The organism is Lelliottia sp. GFLA7, from assembly GCF_056490165.1.
In genome coordinates, this window is sequence record NZ_JBWLAQ010000011.1 from 52,683 (window position 1) to 70,080 (window position 17,398).

A 17,398-nucleotide genomic window follows, 5' to 3' on the forward strand; every position below is an offset into this window, starting at 1 on the left:
GTTGCGCTTTCGCGGCGAGGGTGACTTTTCTGTATACTGTGGCGATATGCTTTTTTTTGCCTGACCGCGCACCGCGATCCGGGCCTACGTTTACTTACTGGAACACCTTTACCCATGCTCAGTTATCGCCACAGCTACCACGCGGGCAACCACGCCGATGTCCTCAAACATACCGTTCAGAGCCTGATTATCGAGTCTCTGAAAGAGAAAGATAAACCCTTTCTCTATCTGGACACCCACGCTGGCGCAGGCCGCTACCAGTTAAGCAGTCAGCACGCGGAGCGTACCGGTGAATATCTGGAAGGTATCGCTCGCATCTGGCAACAGGACGATCTGCCTGCCGAGCTGGAGCCATACATCACCGTGGTGAATCATTACAACCGCAGCGGCCAGTTGCGCTACTACCCTGGCTCCCCGCTGATTGCTCGCCAGCTGTTGCGCGAACAGGACAGCCTGCAACTGACCGAACTGCACCCAAGCGATTTCCCGCTGCTGCGATCTGAATTCCAAAAAGACGCCCGCGCACGCGTGGAAAAGGCCGACGGTTATCAGCAGCTCAAATCCAAACTGCCGCCGGTATCCCGTCGCGGTCTGGTGCTGATTGACCCGCCATACGAAATTAAAACCGATTATCAGGCGGTTGTGACCGGCATTAACGAAGGCTACAAACGCTTCGCGACCGGGACTTACGCGCTGTGGTATCCGGTGGTGCTGCGCGCGCAAATCAAACGCATGATCAAAGAGCTGGAAGCGACGGGCATCCGTAAAATAATGCAAATTGAACTGGCCGTGCGTCCTGACAGCGATCAGCGCGGCATGACCGGTTCCGGCATGATCGTGGTTAACCCGCCGTGGAAGCTCGAAGCACAAATGAACAACGTGCTGCCATGGCTGCACAAAACGCTGGTGCCCGCCGGAATTGGCCATGCGACAGTCAGCTGGATCGTGCCTGAGTAATCGCAGTCATCGGTGGAAACTATTTATTTCAGGTATACAATCGCGGCAATCAGAAATTAAGGACATGACCCATGAGCAAGCATTATGACTACATCGCCATTGGCGGCGGCAGCGGCGGAATCGCCTCTATTAACCGTGCAGCCATGTACGGCCAGAAATGTGCGCTGATTGAAGCCAAAGAGCTGGGCGGCACCTGCGTTAACGTCGGTTGTGTACCGAAAAAAGTGATGTGGCACGCTGCGCAAATCCGCGAAGCCATCCACATGTACGGCCCGGATTACGGTTTTGACACCACCATTAATCACTTCGATTGGGACAAGCTGATTGCCAGCCGTACCGCCTATATCGACCGTATTCACACCTCGTACGATAACGTGCTGGGTAAAAATAATGTCGATGTCATCAAAGGCTTTGCACGCTTTGTCGATGCCAAAACGATCGAAGTGAATGGCGAGACGATCACCGCCGATCACATCCTGATCGCCACCGGCGGCCGTCCGAGCCACCCGAATATTCCGGGCGTGGAATTCGGTATCGACTCTGACGGTTTCTTCGAATTGCCAGCGCTGCCAAAACGCGTTGCCGTGGTTGGTGCGGGTTATATCGCCGTGGAACTGGCGGGTGTGATTAACGGTCTGGGCGCGGAAACGCATCTGTTTGTGCGTAAACATGCGCCGCTGCGCAGCTTTGATCCGCTGATCGTCGAGACGCTGGTAGAAGTGATGAACGCCGAAGGCCCAACGTTGCACACTCATGCGGTGCCGAAAGCCATCGAGAAAAACGCCGACGGCAGCCTGACGCTGTCCCTGGAAGATGGCCGTAGTCAGACCGTCGATTGCCTGATTTGGGCGATTGGGCGTGAACCGGCTAACGACAACTTCAACCTGGCGGTGACCGGCGTTAAAACGAACGAGAAAGGTTATATCGACGTCGATAAATTCCAGAACACCAACGTTCCGGGTATTTATGCGGTCGGCGATAACACCGGTGCCGTTGAGCTGACGCCTGTTGCCGTGGCGGCAGGTCGTCGTCTGTCCGAACGTTTGTTCAATAACAAGCCGGACGAGCATCTGGATTACAGCAACATTCCGACCGTGGTCTTCAGCCATCCACCAATCGGCACCGTCGGTTTAACCGAACCGCAGGCGCGCGAGCAGTATGGCGACGACCAGGTGAAAGTGTACAAATCGTCGTTCACCGCGATGTACACCGCCGTCACGTCGCATCGCCAGCCGTGCCGTATGAAGCTGGTTTGTGTGGGGCCGGAAGAGAAAATCGTCGGCATTCACGGCATCGGCTTTGGTATGGACGAGATCCTGCAAGGCTTTGCGGTAGCACTGAAAATGGGTGCGACGAAGAAAGACTTCGACAATACCGTGGCGATTCACCCAACCGCCGCAGAAGAATTTGTCACCATGCGCTAACCCCAATGCCCCTATCCAGAGGGGCATTTTGTTTTAACATACATAAATCGTTGCAAAACGAATGCTCTGAATTTCACGCGTCCGCCATTCTGCAAAAACCATCAATAACCCACGTAAATTCAAATCATTACGTCAATTTTCTTTGCTCATGGGATATTATCGAAACGTGATCAACCGCACACTTCGTACCCCAGACACCGAAGCGAGTGTCTAAGCTTAGTCAATACCCAAGCAATACCCGTCTTTGTGACAATGCAAAACCGGAGGTCCTAACCACCATGTTCAACCAGAAATTACATGCTGCAGACATTATCGAGTTCGAAATCGCAGAAGAGCTGCGTTATGAGACCGATCCCTGCGAATTGAAACTGGATGAGATGATCGAGGCGGAGCCGGAACCGGAGATGATTGAGGGGCTGCCCGCATCCGATGCGCTCACCCCTGCCGATCGTTATCTGGAACTTTTTGAGCACGTACAATCGACGCGCCTGTTCGCGGACAGCAAAACGTTCCCAGACTGTGCGCCGAAGATGGATCCGTTGGATATTCTGATTCGTTACCGTAAGGTTCGGCGTCATCGCGACTTTGATTTGCAACGCTTCGTTGAGAATCACTTCTGGATGCCGGAAAACCTGACAACCGAATATGTCTCGGACCCGAGCCTGTCGCTCAAAGAACATATTGATAATCTGTGGCCGGTGCTGACGCGCGAGCCGCAGGATCACATCCCATGGTCATCGCTCCTGGCGCTGCCGCAGGCGTATATCGTGCCGGGCGGTCGATTCAGCGAAACTTACTACTGGGATTCGTATTTCACTATGCTGGGCCTGGCGGAAAGTGGGCGCAACGATCTGCTCAAGTGCATGGCGGATAACTTCGCGTGGATGATTGAGCGCTACGGCCATATCCCGAACGGCAACCGAACCTATTATCTCAGCCGCTCACAGCCCCCGGTATTTGCGCTGATGGTCGAGCTGTTTGAAGAGGACGGCGTACGCGGGGCGAAGCGTTATCTGGATCATCTGATGATGGAGTATGCGTTCTGGATGGACGGCGCTGACTCGCTGATTCCGAACCAGGCCTACCGTCACACGGTGCGCATGCCGGACGGCTCATTGCTCAACCGCTATTGGGATGACCGCGATACCCCGCGCGATGAGTCGTGGATAGAAGACGTTGAAACCGCCAAACACTCAAGTCGTCCGCCGAACGAAGTGTATCGCGATCTGCGCGCAGGCGCGGCGTCCGGCTGGGATTACTCCTCTCGCTGGCTGCGCGATGCCGGACGGCTCGCCAGCATCCGCACCACGCAATTTATCCCGATCGATTTGAACGCGTTCTTGTTCAAACTCGAAAGTGCAATTGCCAATATTTCAGCATCGAAAGGCGATAAAGAGACGTCTGAGCTATTCCGTCAGAAAGCCAATGACCGCCGTGCCGCCGTAAACCGTTTCCTGTGGGATGACGTGGGCGGCTGTTATCGCGATTACGATTGGCGTCGCGAAGAGATGGCGCTCTTTTCTGCCGCCAGTATCGTCCCGTTGTATGTGGGCATGGCGACGCATGAACAGGCCGACCGCCTGGCGGATACGGTCAAAGCCCGCTTGCTTACGCCGGGCGGTATTTTGGCGACCGAATACGAAACCGGCGAGCAGTGGGATAAACCGAACGGCTGGGCACCGCTGCAATGGATGGCCATCCAGGGGTTCAAACAGTACGGCAATGATTCGCTGGGGGATGAGATCGCCTGGAGCTGGCTGCAAACGGTGAATCACTTCTACAAAGCGCATCACAAGTTGATTGAAAAATATCACATTGCCAGCAGCACACCGCGCGAAGGGGGTGGGGGTGAATATCCGTTGCAGGATGGCTTTGGCTGGACGAACGGCGTGGTGCGGCGTTTGATTGGACTGTACGGGGAACCGTAGTTCCCCTCTGTTCAACGAATATCTTTAGCGAATCACATCGTAAATATCCGCCTGGATTGACTGCCAACGTTTGTTGATTTCATCCGGCTGCGCTTGTGCTCGCAGCGTCGCTTGCTCGACTTCACGTTTCTGGCGCTTCACGACCGCAGGCACGGTACAAAAAGCCGCCAGGAACTGTTTACGCACCGACGTGAGCGGTTCCCCGTTCGACATCGCATGGCTCAAGGTGCTGATGAAACGGCGGCACGGTTTTTCCTCCACCATTTTCTGCGGATAGCGCATCAGCACTTCCAGCACCTCGTCGTTTTTAGACGCCATCGCCTGCTCGGTCCACGACAGCTTCCAGTCCATGCCACTTTGCAGGAACAGCAGCGTCATACGCGTATCGTTGCGATCGATGGCGGAACGGAGGCTGTTTTCGTCCCATGTCACGCCCATACGCGTCAGTTTTTCTCGCGGCGACGGCTTGTCACGCGTCTCTGGCAACGGGGCCTGCACCTGTGCTGTCACTGTGGCCGCCGGAGCAGAAGGCATTTCACTCACCACCAGCCACACGCCGCCCGCAATAATCGCGAGAACCATCACGCCCACTGCCCCCCACAGCGTACCGGAGATCAGCTGATCGCGTTGCTCTGGCGTGCGCGGCGCGCGCTGGGTCGGCTTTTCGATGCTGTCGCGCACCTCAAAGAGATCGCCGCCGGTCTGCCTGTCCATTTTTTGCGCGTTTTCCCAGAAGCTGTGGAGCTCGCTGGCATCGACCGCCATCAGCCCCGTCGGGTTAATGCGCGTGCGCCCCTCTTCGAAAGCGCGCTGGATAGGCCGGGAGATCTGCCCATAGTAATTATCCAGCATCAGGAGTTGCGCGGAGGTTAAGGTTTGCTGAACGGTCAGGGCATTACGAATCTGGCGAATATCATCCAGGAAAATCTGCAGCGTTTTACGCGGCTCAACCAGCAGGGTGAGGTTGGTGCCATCGTTAAACAGACGCGAGTAATAGCGGCTGAACTCTTTTTTATCGACCAGCATCTGCGCCATTTCGCTGAACATCATGCCGCTAAGGATATCGTTACGCTCACCGAGTTTCAGCCAACGCCTGACGCGGTCGACATTAAATAAAGTTTTTAAATGGTTATTCAGCCGAACCTGATCGGGCCACGCCTGCATAATTAACGATCTAATGATCAGCTCAATGGCACGCACCTGCTTATGCGCCTGCAATTGCTGAGACTCATTTCCCGGCGCGAGGTCCGTGTTGTAGCTCAGCAGCGGCTGCTGCAAACGCAGATGTTCCAGCGAAGTGACAAAACGCACGGCAGCGATCAGCTGATTTTCACTCACATCCTGGCCGCTTTCATACTGCGGCACGCGCTGCTGCAAAAGCCGCAATTGCAGAGTGAAATCGGACATTTCGGCATCATTGAGATTCAGGCGCTTCGCCACCGGCCCCCATCCGCCCAGACCCAGGCGGGCCGTGTCGAGTTGTTCCAGGAACCAGCGGGGATCTTTCCCTTCAGAGACGCGTAGATCAAGTAACAGCAAGATCTCCACGGAGGCGAGCCGAATAATGCCGATGCATTGTTCAAATTGCCCACGAATGTGATGTGATGTGCTTGATGTCATCATTTACCTTAAGTACAGCAAAAAGGAGAAGTCGGCCGCAAAGGGCTAATTTTTTTAATTTATATGCCGTTAAACATAACCGAGAATATGGAGAAATAAAGTGACAATCCTATAATCATTGAAAATTGTTATAGGAGAAAGTGCATGCCGGTGATAACAACGCCCCGCCTGATTTGCTCACCTGTCGAGGAGCAAGACTGGCCGTTTTATCTGTCGCTCCAGCAGGATCCCGATGTGATGAAATTTGTTGCAAATCAGCGGCCAATTGCGGTGATCCGCGAGGCATTTGAACCGCGTCTTCAACACTGGTCGCCTGGCAGCGATCACTGGCTGTGTTTAACTGTGCGTGACGCCGTCAGCCAAAAACCGCTGGGAGCGATTGGATACATTCATAGAGAAAATGATTGCGCAGAAGTCGGGTTCTTATTCGCGCCGGAAGCTCAGGGTCAAGGCTATGGATATGAGTCGTTACGTGCGCTGTGTGATTTTGCGTTTGAGCAGGGCGGGATCCGTCGTCTGACCGCAACGGTAACGGCAGGCAACATCGCCTCCCGGCGCCTGCTGGAAAAAGCAGGCTTTGTGCTGGAAGGCGAGCTGCGAGAAAGCTTCTGGCTGTCTGGGGGCTGGCATAATGACTGGGTATTTGGCTTGCTCAAGCACGAGCATGTGGCGCAAACACGCTGAGGATTACAGGAACATTCCCCCTGACACCTCAATGCGCTGCGCATTCATCCAGCCCAGCTCATCGCTCAGCACTGCCGCGATCGCGTCACCGATATCATCCGGCAGACCGACGCGGCCCAGCGCCGTTTGCGAAGCAATCATCTGATTCAGTTGCTCATTGTCCCGCACGCGACCGCCGCCAAAATCAGTTTCGATAGCACCAGGGGCGATGACATTGACTGATATGCCGCGCGCGCCCAGCTCTTTTGCCTGATAGCGCGTGAGCACTTCCATTGCGCCTTTCATCGCCGCATACGCACTGGAACCCGGCTGGGCAAAACGCGCCAACCCGCTGGAGACGTTCAAAATGCGCCCGCCGTCTTTGATGACTGGCAACAGGCCCTGCGTCAGGAAGAAAGGTCCTTTAAAATGGATGTTCATCGCGTCATCAAATTGCGCTTCCGTGGTCTCTGCGTACGGAGCATATAAACCCGTTCCAGCATTGTTCAATAAATAATCGAACGAATCTCGTTGCCAGACATGTTTTAGCTGCGAGCGCACCTCGCTCACAAAACGTTCAAAGCTCGCGACGTCACCCACATTGAGCGGCAAAGCCACGGCCTTCACGCCTTTCTCTTCAATCTGATGGACCACATCACGCGCTTCTTTCTGGCTGCTGTGGTAAGTCAGGATGATTCCCGTTCCCTTTGCTGCCAGCTTCAACGCCGCGTTTTTACCCAGTCCGCGACTCCCACCCGTCACTAATGCGATACGTTCACTCATGGAAAACCCCGTTTCGGCTGTTATGGAGATTGAGTAAGAGCTTATTAGGTGATAGAAAATCAATAAAGATGGCAAAAAACGCTTCACTGTTTCAATGACAACAATAATGAGCGCAGCCTATGGATAAAATTCACGCAATGCAGCTCTTTATCCGCGTGGCGGAACTGGAGAGTTTTTCTCGCGCCGCGGACACGTTAGGTCTTCCTAAAGGTAGCGTATCGCGCCAGATTCAGGCGCTGGAAAACCTGCTGGGCACCCAGCTTTTACACCGCACCACGCGCCGCGTCAGCCTTACGCAAGACGGCATGGTCTATTACGAGCGGGCAAAAGATCTGCTCGCCAACCTCGACGAACTGGATGGGCTTTTCCAGAGCGACCCCACCAGCATCAGCGGACGATTGCGCGTCGATATGCCGGTTGGCGTTGCACGAAATTTAGTCATCCCGAAACTGCCCTCCTTCTTACAGCAATACCCCGGCATTGAGCTGGAATTGAGCAGCAGCGATCGGCTGGTGGATGTAATTCGTGAAGGGTTCGACTGCGTGGTGCGCGTCGGCACGCTCAAGGATTCTGGCCTGATCGCGCGCACGCTGGGCAAATTGTCGATTATTAACTGCGCCAGCCCCGATTATCTGGCGCGTTTTGGCTATCCGGAAAATCTGGACGATCTCGCATCTCACGCCGTCATTCATTACGCCGTTAATCTGGGCACGCGCCCGCAGGGTTTTGAATTTTTTAATGGTGATACAACGCTGTGGGTAAAAACCGGGGGCATTTTAACGGTCAACAGTACCGAAACGTATCACGCGGCGTGCCTGGCCGGTCTGGGTATTATTCAGGTGCCGCGCGTCGGCGTGCGCGAGGCGCTACGGGCGAAAAAAATGGTGGAGATCCTGCCGCAATATCGCGCCGAACCGATGCCCGTTTCACTGATTTATCCCCATCGCCGCAACCTCTCCCGGCGCGTTCACCTGTTCATGGAGTGGCTCACCGGCATAATGAAAGCCTACGTTGACTAGTCGCAAGCTATAATTCACTAACCTCCAGTCAAACGAATAAGGAAAATGCGCGTGACGCCGGAAAACAACCAGCAACGACCGACCCAGGAACTGGAATACGATCCCATTAAAAAAATGGAAACGGAGCCAGAAAAAAAGCCCTCTCCCGGCAAAGCGAATAAGGCACTGGAAACGGTGACCGATACGGCGCAGAAAATTCAGCGCCGCCCGATGATTGCGCACCTGATACGCGCCACCGAGCGCTTTAACGATCGCATGGGCAACCAGTTTGGTGCGGCGATCACCTATTTCTCTTTCTTATCCATGATCCCGATTATGATGGTGTCGTTTGCAGCGGCCGGTTTTATCCTCGCCTCGCATCCCACGCTGTTACAGGACATCTTCAATAAAATTCTGGTCAACGTCAGCGACCCCACGCTCGCCGCCACCCTCAAAAACACCATCAGCACAGCGGTTCAGCAACGTACCACCGTGGGAATTGTCGGGCTGCTGATTGCGCTCTATTCAGGCATTAACTGGATGGGAAACCTGCGCGAAGCCATCCGCGCGCAGTCGCGTGATGTGTGGGAGCGTACGCCGCAGGACGAAGAAAAAATCTGGATTAAATATCTCCGCGATTTCGTCTCGCTGATTGGCCTGCTGATTGCGTTGATCGTGACGCTGTCGATCACTTCCGTCGCCGGGTCCGCACAGCAGATGATTATCTCCGCGCTGTATCTCGATTACATTGAGTGGCTCAAACCGGCCTGGCGGGTCATCGGCCTGGCCATTTCTATTTTTGCCAACTATCTGCTTTTCTTCTGGATCTTCTGGCGACTACCGCGCCACCGCCCGCGCAAAAAAGCGTTGATTCGGGGGACGTTTATCGCGGCGATTGGGTTTGAAGTGATCAAAATCGTCATGACCTATACCCTTCCGACGCTGGTGAAATCGCCGTCTGGTGCAGCGTTTGGCTCGGTGTTAGGCCTGATGGCGTTCTTCTACTTCTTTGCCCGCCTGACGCTCTTCTGCGCCGCGTGGATCGCCACCGCGCAGTACAAAGACGACCCACGAATGCCGGGTAAAACGCACCGGTAAATCCGCTATCGGGCTGAATAAGCATGCATAATTTCAGCCCGATTCGGCATTTCAGCATATAAATCCAGCCTGTAACTTTTATTTAACCAAAAACCAGTTTTATCCTCTGATATATAAAAACTGTGAAGCATTTCATAGAAGATATTTCGCTGGCCTGGATATTATCCGCTTTTTGCTGCTTTTATCGCCGCCTCGCCACTTTGTTACAGATTGAAATGTCGCTTTTGCTATGCGTAATATGGCCGTTCGTTCGCCAAAAAATAAGAAAATTTTATGCAAGCCACAGCCACTACCATCGATTCCGAACCGGAAAGCACGCCGGTCAACTCGCGTAATAAAGTCGTCGTTGCCTCACTGATTGGCACCGCCATCGAATTCTTCGATTTCTACATTTACGCCACCGCTGCGGTCATCGTCTTTCCGCATATTTTCTTCCCGCAGGGCGATCCTACGGCTGCAACGCTGCAATCGCTGGCAACGTTCGCCATCGCCTTTATCGCGCGCCCGATTGGTTCGGCAGTCTTCGGCCACTTTGGCGATCGCGTTGGCCGCAAAGTCACCCTGGTGGCTTCGCTGCTGACCATGGGGATTTCCACCGTGGCGATTGGCTTGCTGCCAACCTACGAAACGATCGGCATTTTAGCCCCAATTCTGCTGGCGCTGGCGCGCTTTGGTCAGGGTTTGGGACTGGGCGGTGAGTGGGGTGGCGCTGCGTTACTGGCGACTGAAAATGCCCCGCCGCGTAAACGCGCGCTGTACGGCTCGTTCCCGCAGTTAGGCGCACCGATTGGCTTCTTCTTCGCTAACGGCACGTTCCTGCTGCTGTCGTGGCTGCTGACCGACGAGCAGTTCATGAGCTGGGGCTGGCGTATTCCGTTTATCTTCTCTGCTGTGCTGGTGTTGATTGGCCTGTACGTGCGCGTTTCTCTGCACGAAACGCCAGTTTTCGCCAAAGTCGCGGCGGCGAAAAAACAGGTCAAAATCCCGCTGGGAACGCTGCTGACCAAACACGTCCGCGTAACGGTGCTGGGCACGTTCATCATGCTGGCGACCTACACGCTGTTTTACATCATGACCGTGTATTCCATGACCTTCAGCACCGCTGCTGCGCCGGTTGGGCTGGGCCTGCCGCGTAATGAAGTGCTTTGGATGCTGATGATGGCGGTGATTGGCTTTGGCGTGATGGTGCCGATTGCGGGCCTGCTGGCGGATAAATTTGGCCGTCGCTCCAGCATGATCGTGATTACTACGCTTATCATTCTGTTCGCGCTGTTCGTCTTCCCGCCGCTGTTGGGTTCCGGCAGCCCGGCGCTGGTGATGGCATATCTGCTGATTGGTTTGAGCCTGATGGGGCTGACGTTTGGCCCGATGGGCGCGCTGCTCCCGGAGCTGTTCCCAACGGAAGTGCGCTACACCGGCGCGTCGTTCTCCTATAACGTTTCATCGATTCTGGGTGCGTCCGTTGCGCCGTATATTGCCACCTGGTTACAGGCAAATTACGGCCTGTTCTACGTGGGCGTGTATCTGGCATCGATGGCCGCGCTGACGCTGATTGCCTTGCTGTTAACGCACGAGACGCGCGATCAGTCTTTGTGATTGCTTGATGATTTGCACTCCACACTAATAGTTATCTATCAGCAAGCAATGCATCTCAGTGATGGCTGGAATAACAGCGACGCTCTGGTCCGGCTGTAAATCGCCGAGTTGTTTCCCGTAGGCCGGGGCGACGCGCATGGATGCGCGGCAAGGGCGCATTTACAGGGATGTTACAGCGCCTGTCCCCGATAGACGGAGGGAATAAAACGAGGGCACCGCGAAGCGGCGATTTTCTTGCCGGGAGCCCGGGTCGCCAGGGTGGTGGCGATTGAGCCACCCTGGCACGTTCACCGGTTCCATAACTTAAAATAAGCACATGTCTGGAAGTGAACGGAATAACCTCCTAAGCATTATTTTCCCCGACCCGACCCTCTGGAGATGGGTGAAATCGCGCAAATCTTCACGCGAGAGGCACACACCCTCCATCCCCCCACGTTATTTCTTCATCTGCGACAGAATATTGCGGCACTGATTCGCGTCACCCTCTGATGGCGAAATCAGCGCCAGCAACGCGGCCGCAGGCGTCACTAATGTTGCCAGCGCCGCAGCCACCGCACCGCGCGCAATCAGCGGACCGGGTTTGACACCGGCTTGCGGATTTTTAAACGAACCGCGCACGTAGAGCGGGGAGCGCAGCGTAATGATGCGGAAACCCTTACTCTCCGGATTAATCGTCAAATCCAGCTGTTCCGAAGCCATGCTCGCCGTGCCCGTCACGTTGATCACTGCGTTTTCCGTATCGAAGGCAAAAATCTGCGGACGCGCCACACCGTTGACCAGATCCAGATTCGCCGCCGCACAGTTCACGCGCACTTCGTCATCGCCAAAAATCTGCCCAATGATGAAGTTACCGACGTTCAGCCCCAAAATCTCCATCAGGTTGCGGCTAATCAGCCCGTCATTCATCAGCAGTTTAAGATTCCCGTTACTGCTGCCCAGCAGCGCAGCAATCGAGTTGCCCACGCCACGGATTTCCGCATCGCCGTTCATCTCACCGAGAGTTTTCTGCATCAACTCAACGTTTGGCATCAGCTCTTTCAGCTTCAGCCTGCGCGCCTGAATATCCGCCCGCCCCTGCATCGGTTTTTTGTCGCCGTCGAGATGAATATTCGACGAGATGGTGCCTCCCGCCAGCCCGAATTTGAGCGGCTGCAGGTGCAAGTCTGAATTTTTCAGGATGATATGCGTTGAAAGGTCGCTGATAGGCAACGTGCTGCCGTGCTCGATTTTGCGCCCTTTGAAGCGCACATCGGCGTCCATCACATCCCATTTGTCGGTTTCAAAGCGATCGTAGGGCAGCACTTTGTCCGCCGGCTGAATATCTTTCTCACCCTTTTTCTGCTCGGCGCTTTTTGCCTTCTGCGCACCTTTCCCGGAATCGACGCCGATCAGCGGGCCGAGATCGGCCAGCCGCAGCTGTCGGGATTCGAGATCGCCTTCCAGTTTTGGGCGCGGTTTTCCTGTCGTATAAGTGAGCGAGCCGCGAATGTCGCTGTCGCCGATACGTCCGTTGAAATTGCGATAATCAAACACCGACGATTTTTCGGTATCGATTTTTGCCACCAGACGCCCGTCCGTCTCAAACGGCGGGGTATCGGGGAGCAGCACGCCCGTTAAATCATAAAGTTCACCCAGCGAATCGCCGGAGAATTTAAGCTGCACATCGACGCCGCCCATTTTCATCGGGTCGTCGACCGTACCGACAAACGCCACGCGGGAGTTGCCGGAGCGGAAATCCGCCTGCACCGGGAACGGTGTGCCTTCGCTGCGCAGCGCCAGCACGCCGCCAATTTTGCCTGAGCCGGTTAACGGCTGGCCGTTGTAGCGCCCTGTTGCTTTCAGACCGAAAACGTAATCGCCCACTTTTTGGGTATCGTCTTTGCCTTTGCTACCGGTGACTTCGCTGAACGGCAGCGGTTTGCCCAGCGGATCGACAAAGATCTCCACATCCGCTTTGCTGACCTTGTCATCAATCGCGATCCGCCCGCGATCGAACAGAATATTATCCAGACGGAATGACCAGGACGATGGCGGTGCGTTGGGATCTTTTTCATCGCTGCTGGCCAGATTAAACGTCCAGTTGTCGTTTTTCTCGGACAGACGAATCAGCCGCGCATCGGGCTGTTGCAGTTTGATCCATGGCAGATAAACCGTTTTCGTCAGCAGCGCCAATGGCGCAAGCGTGGCTTCTACGCGTGGCAGATGAACCATGGTGACTTCAGGAATGTCCGGCGGGTTGCCGAGAACAATATCGTTGGCGTGTACGTGCGGCCAGGGAACCCAGCTGCGCCAGCCGGTTTCGTCTTTCTGACGCTCCCACACAACGCCAAGATCGCCGCGAATGGCGAAGGGTCGGTTAAGTTCGGTTGAGACTTTCTGGTTGATGGTCGGCTTGAGACGATTCCAGTCGAACGTCGCAATAATGATGATTGCTACCACAATCAACAACAAGAAAATCCCTGCCACCCAGGTGACGATCCTGGTCGTTTTTGTCATCACTGTCCCCTTTCATTGTGACTTTACCTCTCATGAATATAGTCCAGGCAAAGCGAAATGGGGATTTGCTGCTTCCGGGAATAGCGCGTTTTACTGACGCGCTATTGTGGGAAACAGCAAGTTTTACAGGGTGATAATCACGTTTTCGAGGGTATCCATGGGTACGGGGCGAGACAGGTAATAGCCCTGAGCCGCTGCCGCTGGCGAATTCTGCACATCGCGCCACTCTTCGAGCGTTTCAACGCCTTCGACAATCACGCCCTGGCAATAGCGGTTCATCAGTTGCAGTAGCAAAGTGAAGAGGTTTCGGCCTTCCGGGGTTTGACGCAGCATGATGAACAGGTCGCGCGCGACTTTGATGTAGTCGTAACGGACTTCGCTTAGCGCTGAGAAGTTCGCCATGCCCGTACCGAAGTCATCCAGCCACAGCGGGCCAAATTCGCACATCGAAGCAAACGAAGAGTCCTGCGGCAACTGCACATGTTCAACCAGTTCAAAGCGCATCCACGGCAGCGAAGCGACGAGTTTTTGCAGCCCAGGATTCTGGCGCAAGGCGATAAGCGTTGGGCCATCCACATTGACCGAAGCCAGGATGTCATTGCGCATGAAAAAGGCTTCTCTCGTCGCCAGCATTTCCAGCTGCTCTTCCAGAACATCAAGACGCTGGCGCACGCTGACCTCCGCAAAATAGCGGTCAGGGGCGATGCGTTGCGTGGGATCGGATGGATGCGTTACAACGGTTAAAATCTCAACTGCCATGAGTCTGCCGTTGATACGGTAGATAGGCTGATAAGTATAAGCACGCTCACATTGCAGCCAATAGCGATGCTCCTGCAAGCTTTCAATGCTCGCTTCTGGAGTGGTGCATAGCCGCTGGATAACCTGCTCTGACTTCATTTCAGATGTCCTGTTGAAAAATGATGACCTGTCTGGACTCGTCAAAAGGTTATCGGCTTATGGGGTGAGAACTTTATGTTCAATTGGCCGGGAAAATGAAATTAAGATGACAGAAACTTTCCGGAACACGCGCTGGCTCAAAAAAAATTATGGAACGACGTTTTAATATAGTTGACCATAAATTCCTCACAGCGCACACTCACTTTAATTTATCTGTTCAGGTTCACGACTATGTCTAAAAAAATTGCCGTGATTGGCGAATGCATGATTGAGTTGTCACAGAAAGGCGCAGAAGTTAGCCGCGGCTTTGGTGGCGACACGTTGAATACTTCGGTTTACATTGCACGCCAGGTCGCTCCTGAAGCGCTGGCCGTCAATTACGTCACTGCGCTGGGTACCGACAGCTTTAGCCAGCAGATGCTGGAAGCCTGGCAGAGTGAAAACGTGCAAACTTCGCTGATTCAGCGTATGGAAAACCGTCTGCCAGGGTTGTATTACATCGAAACCGACAGCACTGGCGAACGTACTTTCTATTACTGGCGCAACGAAGCCGCCGCCAAATTCTGGCTCGAGAGCGAAGATTCTGCGGCCATTTGTGAAGAACTGGCGACGTTTGATTATCTCTATCTGAGCGGCATTAGCCTGGCCATTTTAAGCCCGTCCAGCCGTGAAAAATTACTCTCCCTGATGCACGAATGCCGTGCAAATGGTGGCAAAGTCATTTTCGACAACAACTATCGTCCACGCTTGTGGGCCAGCTGCGAAGAGACGCAGCAGGTTTATTCGCAGATGCTGCAATGCACCGATATCGCGTTTTTAACCCTCGATGACGAAGATGCGTTATGGGGCGAAAAGCCGGTTGAAGAGGTGATTGCGCGTACCCATGCGGCAGGGGTTTCTGAAGTTGTGATTAAGCGCGGCGCGGATTCTTGTCTGGTGTCGGTGGCGGGTGAAGCCGTGATTGACGTCCCGGCGGTGAAATTAGCCAAAGACAAAGTGGTGGATACCACAGCGGCAGGTGATTCCTTCAGCGCGGGCTATTTGGCAGTGCGTTTGACGGGCGGCACACCTGAAGATGCCGCCAAACGCGGTCACCTGACGGCGAGCACCGTGATTCAATATCGCGGGGCGATTATTCCCCGCGATGCGATGCCTGACTAAATGAAAAAGCCCGATGGACATCGGGCTTTTTTGTATCTCACTCAGAACGGGGATGAAGAACTCATCCCGCATCAGATTTACTGCCTTGGTGGAATATCTGACGCATCCTGATGTAAATCATCCACCGCTGGCTGTACAGCAAGCGCAGCGTCCGGCGTCATGATCTCATTCCAGGTCGCTTGTAAATCCTTCATGTTGAATTCCGGCTCGCCTTTCGGCTGCAGCAGCACAAGCGCCATATCCTGAGACAATTGCTGACGAAGATCCTGATTAATCATCTCAACGGTCAGGCTATTCAGGAAATCCTGGCGAAGTTTCTGATACTGCTCTGGCGCGATATCCACCACCTGGTTTTGCAGGGAACGGATACGCTGACTGATCAGAACGTCAGTATCAGTGCGGGCGTAAGTGGCGAACAGTTTTTGCAGTTCGAGACTTTTCTGCGCCACCAGCGCATCAAACTCCTCTTTCGACAGACCGTCTTTACGCACTTTTGCCAGCTCTTTCGCAACGACGCTAAGATTGGCGTTCAACTTATCGCTCGGTGATTCAACGTTGATAGCGCACTGGGCACGCTGGAACAGCACGCGGCAGTCGAAGCCAATGCCGATATCTTTGGCGTTATTTTTGCTGAGCGTTTGCTGAACATGCCAGAACAGCGCTTCACGCGCTAAGTCTGCACGCCAGTAACGCAGCAGCGCCGCAGATTCACGAATCGGCTGCCATGGCGTGTCCCACATCAGCGCCAGACGATCCTGGCGCACGGCGTCGGTCATAATGCTCACAGGCTCTGGGCGCAGCGGTGACAGCGTCGGGACCGGCGCTGGCACATCACGTTTGCCTTTGAGATCGCCAAACGCTTTGCCGATCTGCTCGATAACTGAACGGCTGTCCACGTTACCCACCACGATCAGCGTCATCGCGTCCGGGGTGTACCATTTCTGATAAAACGACTTAACTTGCTCGATATCGACCGGTTGTTTCACCGGCTCTGCCGGGTCATGTCCCAGCAGCGTGGAGCCTTTCAGGCGATAGCGCCACCAGCTGTCTTTGGTGTCCGCAGGCCAGGTCGCCACCATGTCACTGTTGCTCAGCGCATAGTTAACCGTATCCGGCGTGATCGCCACTTTACCCGCGGTATCACCCAGCCAGGTCAGCGATTCTTTCAGCAGATCGTTACGGTTATTCGGCAGGCTGAGGTTAAACATGGTGTAGTCGTAAGAGACAACGGCAGGCGGAAGTGGACGCTTCGGGTCAATACCCTGCTGCCACAGTGAACGCACCTGCACGGCTTGCAAACTGCCGCTTTGAGTCAGCGCCAGTCGAGGAATAAAATGGCTAAACCCGCTCTGCTGCGAGTTTTCAGTCAGTGAACCGGTATTAACAGAAAGGCGAATTTCGATGCGATCGCTGGGACGCTGCGGCGTGGCTAAAACTTGCCACTGAAAACCATTCGCCAGTGTTCCCTGTTGCCAGGCCGGGTCGGGCTGGAGTGTATCTGCCTGCACATAACTGGCTGCTGCCATCATCAGCAAACCGCCGGTTAAGAGTCGAATTTTTGTGCCCTGCATGTAAACCCCTGATCAACATTCCTGGTTAAAAAGAGTGTCTCACTGCCTCGAGCACTCTGTAATAAACGTTCAAACACTTCGATTAGACCGCGTGAAGGGTGAAACGTCACGGCATGAAGTGAAATATACCTGAAAAAAATCTTGTCGAATTATGACAGATATGAGTCGGTATTATGCGCAGGAGCCCGCCCCCCTACAAGGGTAAG

13 protein-coding genes are annotated in these 17,398 nt (G+C 54.4%); 8 read left to right on the forward strand and 5 right to left on the reverse strand.

All coding sequences use genetic code 11. From position 1 onward, the window contains the following. Window positions 1-114 precede the first annotated feature (114 nt). The 3 genes from AC07RN_RS19560 (at window position 115) to AC07RN_RS19570 (ending at window position 4,309) form a co-directional block, all read left to right on the forward strand. On the forward strand, window positions 115-957 hold the full coding sequence (locus tag AC07RN_RS19560; RefSeq protein ID WP_015960872.1) for a 23S rRNA (adenine(2030)-N(6))-methyltransferase RlmJ: 843 nt from the start codon (window positions 115-117) through the stop codon (window positions 955-957). 71 nt (window positions 958-1,028) lie between these two features. Then, the gene (gene gorA, locus AC07RN_RS19565) at window positions 1,029-2,381 is read left to right on the forward strand and encodes a glutathione-disulfide reductase (protein ID WP_478337093.1); all 1,353 of its coding nucleotides are present in this window, start codon (window positions 1,029-1,031) and stop codon (window positions 2,379-2,381) included. Window positions 2,382-2,659: 278 nt separating this feature from the next. Beyond that, a complete protein-coding gene (locus AC07RN_RS19570) occupies window positions 2,660-4,309 on the forward strand; it encodes an alpha,alpha-trehalase (protein WP_478337094.1) in 1,650 nt (549 codons plus the stop codon). A gap of 24 nt (window positions 4,310-4,333) precedes the next feature. Here the strand turns inward: AC07RN_RS19570 and AC07RN_RS19575 are convergent, their stop codons facing one another. Then, window positions 4,334-5,929 (reverse strand): STY4199 family HEPN domain-containing protein, encoded by a 1,596-nt coding sequence (locus AC07RN_RS19575; RefSeq protein WP_478337113.1) that lies wholly within the window; start codon window positions 5,927-5,929, stop codon window positions 4,334-4,336. Between the two features lie 144 nt (window positions 5,930-6,073). Here AC07RN_RS19575 and AC07RN_RS19580 point away from each other — a divergent pair, with 144 nt between their 5' ends. Next, on the forward strand, window positions 6,074-6,613 hold the full coding sequence (locus AC07RN_RS19580; protein WP_478337095.1) for a GNAT family N-acetyltransferase: 540 nt from the start codon (window positions 6,074-6,076) through the stop codon (window positions 6,611-6,613). A gap of 3 nt (window positions 6,614-6,616) precedes the next feature. On the opposite strand, the gene AC07RN_RS19585 is transcribed toward AC07RN_RS19580, so the two are convergent. Then, window positions 6,617-7,375: an SDR family NAD(P)-dependent oxidoreductase gene (locus tag AC07RN_RS19585; RefSeq protein WP_478337096.1), complete on the reverse strand. Its 759-nt coding sequence runs from the start codon at window positions 7,373-7,375 to the stop codon at window positions 6,617-6,619. Between the two features lie 119 nt (window positions 7,376-7,494). Here AC07RN_RS19585 and AC07RN_RS19590 point away from each other — a divergent pair, with 119 nt between their 5' ends. The 3 genes from AC07RN_RS19590 to AC07RN_RS19600 all read left to right on the forward strand — a co-directional run bounded on the left by AC07RN_RS19590 (window position 7,495) and on the right by AC07RN_RS19600 (window position 11,067). Next, entirely contained in the window at window positions 7,495-8,394 is a 900-nt protein-coding gene (locus tag AC07RN_RS19590; protein ID WP_015960878.1) for a LysR family transcriptional regulator, read from the forward strand. 51 nt (window positions 8,395-8,445) lie between these two features. Further along, window positions 8,446-9,471, forward strand: a complete 1,026-nt coding sequence (gene yhjD / locus AC07RN_RS19595; RefSeq protein ID WP_407439095.1) for an inner membrane protein YhjD — start codon at window positions 8,446-8,448, stop codon at window positions 9,469-9,471. Window positions 9,472-9,744: 273 nt separating this feature from the next. After that, on the forward strand, window positions 9,745-11,067 hold the full coding sequence (locus AC07RN_RS19600; RefSeq protein ID WP_407439097.1) for an MFS transporter: 1,323 nt from the start codon (window positions 9,745-9,747) through the stop codon (window positions 11,065-11,067). Window positions 11,068-11,502: 435 nt separating this feature from the next. On the opposite strand, the gene AC07RN_RS19605 is transcribed toward AC07RN_RS19600, so the two are convergent. Next, window positions 11,503-13,563: an AsmA family protein gene (locus tag AC07RN_RS19605; protein WP_478337097.1), complete on the reverse strand. Its 2,061-nt coding sequence runs from the start codon at window positions 13,561-13,563 to the stop codon at window positions 11,503-11,505. A 123-nt stretch (window positions 13,564-13,686) separates the two neighbouring features. Continuing rightward, a complete protein-coding gene (gene pdeH, locus AC07RN_RS19610) occupies window positions 13,687-14,460 on the reverse strand; it encodes a cyclic-guanylate-specific phosphodiesterase (RefSeq protein ID WP_478337098.1) in 774 nt (257 codons plus the stop codon). A gap of 231 nt (window positions 14,461-14,691) precedes the next feature. Here pdeH and kdgK point away from each other — a divergent pair, with 231 nt between their 5' ends. Beyond that, window positions 14,692-15,621, forward strand: coding sequence for a 2-dehydro-3-deoxygluconokinase (gene kdgK / locus AC07RN_RS19615; protein WP_478337099.1), 930 nt, complete (start codon window positions 14,692-14,694; stop codon window positions 15,619-15,621). Between the two features lie 77 nt (window positions 15,622-15,698). Here kdgK and AC07RN_RS19620 read toward each other — a convergent pair whose 3' ends face one another. After that, a complete protein-coding gene (locus AC07RN_RS19620) occupies window positions 15,699-17,192 on the reverse strand; it encodes a M16 family metallopeptidase (RefSeq protein WP_235134264.1) in 1,494 nt (497 codons plus the stop codon). Between the last annotated feature and the right edge of the window lie 206 nt (window positions 17,193-17,398).